6 protein-coding genes and 1 pseudogene are annotated in these 6,234 nt (G+C 52.6%); all 7 read left to right on the top strand.

What is annotated here, in order from left to right; translation table 11 throughout:
* A pseudogene (locus Q1Y74_RS13295) lies at window positions 1-117 on the top strand (YbbR-like domain-containing protein); the annotation flags it as partial.
* Window positions 107-706, top strand: coding sequence for a dephospho-CoA kinase (coaE, locus tag Q1Y74_RS13300; RefSeq protein WP_300814779.1), 600 nt, complete (start codon window positions 107-109; stop codon window positions 704-706). The pseudogene Q1Y74_RS13295 and the gene coaE, both read left to right, overlap by 11 nt.
* A 123-nt stretch (window positions 707-829) precedes the next feature.
* Complete coding sequence (locus Q1Y74_RS13305; protein WP_300814780.1) at window positions 830-1,261, top strand: DUF5606 domain-containing protein; 432 nt, start codon at window positions 830-832, stop codon at window positions 1,259-1,261.
* 164 nt (window positions 1,262-1,425) lie between these two features.
* Complete coding sequence (locus Q1Y74_RS13310; RefSeq protein ID WP_300814781.1) at window positions 1,426-2,346, top strand: site-specific integrase; 921 nt, start codon at window positions 1,426-1,428, stop codon at window positions 2,344-2,346.
* A gap of 552 nt (window positions 2,347-2,898) precedes the next feature.
* A complete protein-coding gene (locus tag Q1Y74_RS13315) occupies window positions 2,899-3,903 on the top strand; it encodes a DUF3575 domain-containing protein (protein WP_300814782.1) in 1,005 nt (334 codons plus the stop codon).
* Between the two features lie 59 nt (window positions 3,904-3,962).
* Complete coding sequence (locus Q1Y74_RS13320; protein ID WP_300814783.1) at window positions 3,963-5,012, top strand: DUF5119 domain-containing protein; 1,050 nt, start codon at window positions 3,963-3,965, stop codon at window positions 5,010-5,012.
* A 77-nt stretch (window positions 5,013-5,089) separates the two neighbouring features.
* Window positions 5,090-6,064: a fimbrillin family protein gene (locus Q1Y74_RS13325; protein WP_300814784.1), complete on the top strand. Its 975-nt coding sequence runs from the start codon at window positions 5,090-5,092 to the stop codon at window positions 6,062-6,064.
* Window positions 6,065-6,234 lie beyond the last annotated feature (170 nt).

The following is a 6,234-nucleotide window of genomic DNA, read 5'->3' on the forward strand; positions in this document are numbered from 1 at the left end:
TCGGACAAGTATACCATCCGGTTGCGCAATGTGCCCGATGGGGTCAGCCATGTGCGTTTCAATCCCGAGCAGGTGGATTTTCTCATTGAACAAATCACTCCGGGATATGGCAATTAAATTAGGTATTACAGGCGGTATAGGAAGTGGCAAGAGTGTAGTGGCCAGATTACTGGAGACAATGGGAGTCCCTGTCTACATTTCCGACGTGGAAACGCGTCGGCTGATGCACACCGATGCCGCTATCCGCAGCGGACTGGTGGACTTGCTGGGTAGCGAGGTTTATGTCAGCGGTCGGCTGAACAAGCCGATGCTGGCGTCCTATCTGTTTGCTTCGCAGGAGCAGGCTGCACGCGTGAATGCTATTGTACATCCCCGTGTGAAGGATGACTTCAGGCGGTGGACGGAGCAAATGTCTGCGGAACATTCGGTGGTGGGCATGGAGTCGGCTATCCTTTTGGAGGCTGGTTTTCAAGATGAGGTAGACTGTATTATCGCAGTCTCTGCTCCACTTGAAGTCCGTATAAACCGTGCTGTGGAGCGTGACCGCTCTTCGCGCGAACAGATTGAACAACGCATCCGTAGCCAAATGGACGATGAGGAGAAGTCACGCCGGGCTGATGTCGTCATCCTGAACGACGGAGTGGTTCCGCTGATTCCCCAAGTGCAGGATTTGCTGATGCGTCTTCATAGAACAGTCGGTCGATGACCCTTTTGTTTTACGTTCTTCTGGCGGCAAAAACAGGCGGGCTTATTTTGTATTCTCTCAGGCTTGCACTATCTTTGCCCCCCGATAAAAACCTACTATTAACAAATTAAATAGAATACACTTATGTTGAAGACCATTTTGTCTATCTCGGGCAAGCCGGGATTATATAAACTTGTTTCTCAGGGAAAGAACATGCTGATTGTAGAGTCGCTCGTGGACAAAAAACGCTTTCCTGCCTACGGAACCGAGAAAATCATCTCCCTGGGTGATATCGCCATGTATACCGATGCCGAGGATGTGCCCTTGCAGGAAGTGCTTGTTTCCATGAAGAAGAAGGAAGACGGAAAGGCCGTTGCGCTGGACCTCAAGAAAGCCACAGCCGACGAACTGCGTGCCTATATGGGTGAAGTGCTGCCTGCATTTGACCGCGACCGTGTACATCTTTCAGATATCAAGAAACTTATCACCTGGTACAATCTGTTGGTATCTGCCGGCATGACCGATTTTGAGGAGCCTGCCAATAAAGAGGCTTCTTCGGAAGACGAAAGCAAGTGACATCCGTCCGCCGGATAGCCCCCTTTGCCGGACGGTTATGGAATTTTTTGTCGGATAATCCCTCCGCAAGGATTCCATAACCGTCCTTTTTTTGTTTATGATTAAACTTAACTCCACACTTATGTGTGGTTCGCAAATAAATATAAACAAAAAAAGAGTGACTTATGAAGAAACCGGAACCGGACTTCCTGGACTATATGTCCACCGTCATTTCCAGCCTGAGGGCATCGGAGCGCATGGGTACAGCGCATGTGTACCAGAGTACTTTGAACCGTATTAAAGATTTCATCAAGGGGACTTCGCTCTCCTTCGCCGACATTACGCCGCAGTGGCTTATATCCTTTCAGGAACATCTGCTGCGCAGTCTGCTCCATTGGAACACAATTTCCACCTACATGCGTGCGATGCGGGCAGTCTATAACAGAGCCGTAGACGCCGGAATGGCGCCCTACAGGCCGCGCCTCTTCAAGGGCGTCTTTACGGGTACCAAGGTCAGGGTAAAGCGGGCGCTCGACGAGCAGTCCATCAGCCGCATGGGGCAACCCGTGGAGGGGGAGGTCGAAGCCGGCGTGGACACTGCCCGCCTGATGTTTCTCCTGCTGTTTGTCCTGCGTGGCATCCCCTTTGTAGACATAGCCTATATGCGCCGTTGCGACCTTCAGGGCTCGCTCCTGACCTACCGTCGGCGCAAGACGGGCGCCTGGCTCACGGTGCGCGTAGAGCCCGAGGCCATGCAGCTGATAGAACGGCTGAAGAACCCCGATGCGGACTCGCCCTATCTCTTCCCCTTCATTTCGGGGACGGGGGCCGAAGCCTATCGGCAGTACACCAACGCCCTGCGCCGTTTCAACTATCAGCTGAAGCGGTTGGAAAAGCTGATGGGAGGAGGGGTCAGACTGAGCACCTACGCTGCCCGTCACAGCTGGGCCACCATTGCCAACTTCTGCAACTTCCAGCCCGAACTGATTTGCAACGCAATGGGACACTCGTCGGTAAAGGTGACGGAAACCTACTTCAAACGGTATGCCGATGAGCGGATTCACGAGATGAACCGCAGCATCCTTTCCACCGTGTTCAGGAGATAAAAAATCCCGTTACTTTGTAGGTAACGGGAAATCTGTATAGTGGTGCAAATATCAAGCATTTTTTACTAAAATACAAACAAAACTCAATAATTAACACTCACAATTTGATACAAACCTTTGAACCTTAACTGATAGTTTGAGCGCAAACCCCATCGAAGTAAAACAGTGTCAGAATCTTATGCAAAAGTATAAGATATCCCTTTCCTGTATTAATGTTAATTTTTAATACGGGAAGATTTTCGTGTCTCTGCCTGCGGCTTTCCTTTCAGGCGTGAGATTGAGCGTGTTTTGTCTCTTTTTGTTTGTACGAAATACGCCAGAAGCTGTGTACAGACACTGACGAGAGGGCTTTCCCGTTACCTACAAATTAACGGAAGTTCTCACTCTATTAATAATTAGCTGAATATGTGTCGAATACGCTGTTTTAGGATGCTTTTGCTGTCGGCTGTTCTCCTCTGTCTCGGAGGAAAGGCCCGCGCATTCCATCCATACCGGTATGCCCATCAGCCGGCCGATTCCGTCATTCTGTTTCGCTTCGTGCCCGGCAAACTTATGTTCTATTCTCCCTTTGCCGGAAACGAAGATGCCATTGCCGAAGCAGGACGGCTTATAGAGACCCATCGCGAAGATATTGCCGCCGGACGTGCCTGCATCGTGGTGCGCGGCTTCTGCGGTTCCTATCCCACCGAGGCCGAGAACCTGCGGGCAGCCAAGAACCGGAGCAACCAGGTGAAATCCTATTTCATTACACACTACGGCATGAAGGAGGATTGCTACCGCACGCAGAACAGCACCCGGGCCTACCGCGGCAGCAAAGACGTGGTAGCCATTATCGGACTGGAATATGCCCCCGGATTCGGACCGGAACCCGCTGTCACGCCTGAACCCGAACCGGCGCCTGCGCCCGAGCCCGTCTGCCAGCAGGCCGACACCGTTGCCGCTCCGCTCGCCGCTGCAACAGACACCCTGCCCGAACGGCAGACGGCCGTCACCCTTGCCGATGCTCCCGTCACCATCCCCGTGGAACGCCAATGGGTATATACCCCCTGGTACATCAAGACCAACCTCGTCTACGACCTGGCACTGATGCCCTCGCTCGAGGTGGAATATCGCATCAACGACCGCTGGTCGGCAGCCGTAGAGGGCAACATGGCCTGGTGGCACCGCGACAGCAAGCACCGCTACTACCAGCTGGCCACCATCATCCCCGAAGCCCGCTACTGGTTCCGTCCGCAGGGACACCGCCGCGGCCACTACGTGGGCCTCTTCGGCGGCGGAGGCTGGTACGACCTGGAGAACGGCGGCCGCGGATACAAGGGCGAGGGCGGCCTCGTGGGCATCAGCTACGGCTACCAGTTTCCCGTGGGCAGGCACTTTGCCTTCGAGGCTGGCGTGGGCGTGGGCTTCATGACCACCAAGTACGAAGAATACCTGCCCATAGACGGACACTACGTCTACCAGCAGACCAGCCGCACCAACTTCTTCGGCCCGCTGAAACTGAAATTCGCATTCGTATGGAACATTGGCCGCTGGACGGAGAAAGGAGGCCGGAAATGAGAAAGCTCCTCATAGTCTCCCCCGAAGGGAGAAACAGATACTCGATAAGGTACTCGTATATGAAAACCATACATCCATTCACTCGCATAGCTTCCCCCTCGGGGGGGATTGTAGGGGGCTTCCTCCTCCTTCTGCTGCTCCTTACCGGTTGCCGCAAAGACCTCTGCTACAACCACGACGAACACGCCTTCAGTGTCAAGACCCTGGTGCAGGCCGACTGGGAGCGGGAGTGGGAGCGTACCTACCGCATTGACTGGCCGGACCGCTGGCAGGAAGAGTGGAGCCGCACCTACGAAGAGTTCCGCCCCGACCAGGGCGGAGGCATCCGCAGCCTGGTCTATGCCGAGGAAGGCGGCGTGTCGCAGGGAAACCTGCCCGCCGAGGGCGGACGCCTTGCCATGCCCGAAGGCACCCACACGTTGCTCTTCTATAACAACGATACGGAGTACATCGTCTTTGACGACATGACCTCATTGCCATCGGCCACGGCCACCACCCGTACCCGCACCCGGGCCGGATTTGCCGAACTTCATGCCGGCGAGCGCACCATCACCCCGCCCGACATGCTCTACGGAGCCTTTGTCCGCGAGTTCACCGCCGAAAAGACCCTTGAGAACGTGGAGCTCCCCATCGAGATGCGCCCCCTCAGCTACAGCTACCTGATACGCTACCGCTTCGCCTCGGGCCAGCAGTATGTGGCACAGGCGCGCGGAGCCCTGGCCGGAGTGGCCGAGAGGGTCTACATGCGCGACGGACACACGGACGGCACCACCGCCACCCTGCTCTTCGACTGCAAGGTGGATGAGCTGGGATGCACCGCCCTGCTCCAGTCTTTCGGCGCGCCGGACTACTCCTACACCGACGGCTACACCGCCGACGCCACCACCCACAGCTATACCCTCAGCCTGGAGGTACAGCTCCTCAACGGCAAGCTGCTGACCTACACCTTCGACGTCAGCCGCCTGATGCAGGCGCAGCCCCGTGGCGGAGTGATACAGGTGACGGACATCGTCGTTTCCGACGAGGACGGTCTCGAAGGCTCCGGAGGCTTCGAGGTGGACGTGGACGACTGGGGCGACCAGATAGACATCCCGCTGCCGCTGGAGTAGGGGGGAGAAGAAGAAGAACCAAGAGATTGTGCAAAATGATTATGATACAATTTATTGTTTAACTAAATTTTATGAGTATGAAGAAAAGTATCTTTTTGCTTGCCGCGGCTGCAGCAGCCTTTGCAAGCTGTACACAGAATGAAGTGATGGAGGTGGCCGAGAACCGGGCCATCGGGTTTAATGAGGCTGCTGATATCACGTCTGCTAATTTTAGGAATTTTATTGTTTATGGTGGTTATGCTGATAATACCGATTTGTTTAATGGTGTAGAAGTGTCCAGTTCGGATGGAAGTACATGGAGTTATAACGATCCCAGATATTGGGTTGTAGGAACTTATAATTTTGCAGGTTATGCTCCTAAAGCAAATGGTATTACACCAACTTGGGACTATACTGCAGGTTTGACATTGAAAGTAAATTCTGATAAAGACAATCAGAATGACGTAATCTATGCATCCAATAATAATATTACTTGTACAGGCAGTGAGGAGAGAATGGATGATGTGCAATTGACCTTTTCCCATCTCTTGTCAAAGATACAATTCAAGTTTGTGAAAGCCGCAGATTTGAATGCTACAACGGTAACTATGACAAATTTTAAAGTTGGATATGCTAAAGAAGATGGAACTACGGGACAGATTATAACAGATGGTACTTGGGCTGCTGGGAGCTTAACAGAAGGAACAACCAAAGGCGGATATGAAGATTTCTCAACAGGAGAAGTAATTGATGGAACTACAGGATTGTCAACTGATGCTTATTATGTAATTCCCCAAACTCCGACAGCATTGGATATCACTGCTAATGTGCTCGTGTCAGATGGAGTTACTACAATAACAGACGGTACAATAAGCGCTACATTGCCTATTGATGTAATAAGTTCATGGGTAGCAAATAATGTGTATGTATATACTGCAACAATAAGTATAAATAATATTGATGATGGTGATGACGATCCGGATAATGACCCGAAACCTATCGTATTTACAGGTTCGGTTAATTCTTGGGATGATACACCTGATACTGATAACGTAGATTTGACTCAACCTTAACCCTAATCAAATCCAGCCCGTGCGTGCCTGACCGCCCGCACGGGCACAACGCAGCCCCGTGCTGCACGCATAACCCTATTTATTCACCCCTAAAAGAAAGGAGACCTGATTATGGCACAGAACCAATTCACGATGGACCTCAACCTGAAGGCCTACCCCAACGCCCTGAC

It is taken from the genome of uncultured Bacteroides sp. (genome assembly GCF_949298305.1).
Lineage (GTDB): Bacteria > Bacteroidota > Bacteroidia > Bacteroidales > Bacteroidaceae > Bacteroides.

Bases quoted from the DNA above. Each gene is read 5' to 3' on its own strand.
- coaE (WP_300814779.1), top strand. From the start codon at position 107: ATGGCAATTAAATTAGGTATTACAGGCGGTATAGGAAGTGGCAAGAGT.
- Q1Y74_RS13305 (WP_300814780.1), top strand. From the start codon at position 830: ATGTTGAAGACCATTTTGTCTATCTCGGGCAAGCCGGGATTATATAAA.
- Q1Y74_RS13310 (WP_300814781.1), top strand. From the start codon at position 1,426: ATGAAGAAACCGGAACCGGACTTCCTGGACTATATGTCCACCGTCATT.
- Q1Y74_RS13315 (WP_300814782.1), top strand. From the start codon at position 2,899: ATGTTCTATTCTCCCTTTGCCGGAAACGAAGATGCCATTGCCGAAGCA.
- Q1Y74_RS13320 (WP_300814783.1), top strand. From the start codon at position 3,963: ATGAAAACCATACATCCATTCACTCGCATAGCTTCCCCCTCGGGGGGG.
- Q1Y74_RS13325 (WP_300814784.1), top strand. From the start codon at position 5,090: ATGAAGAAAAGTATCTTTTTGCTTGCCGCGGCTGCAGCAGCCTTTGCA.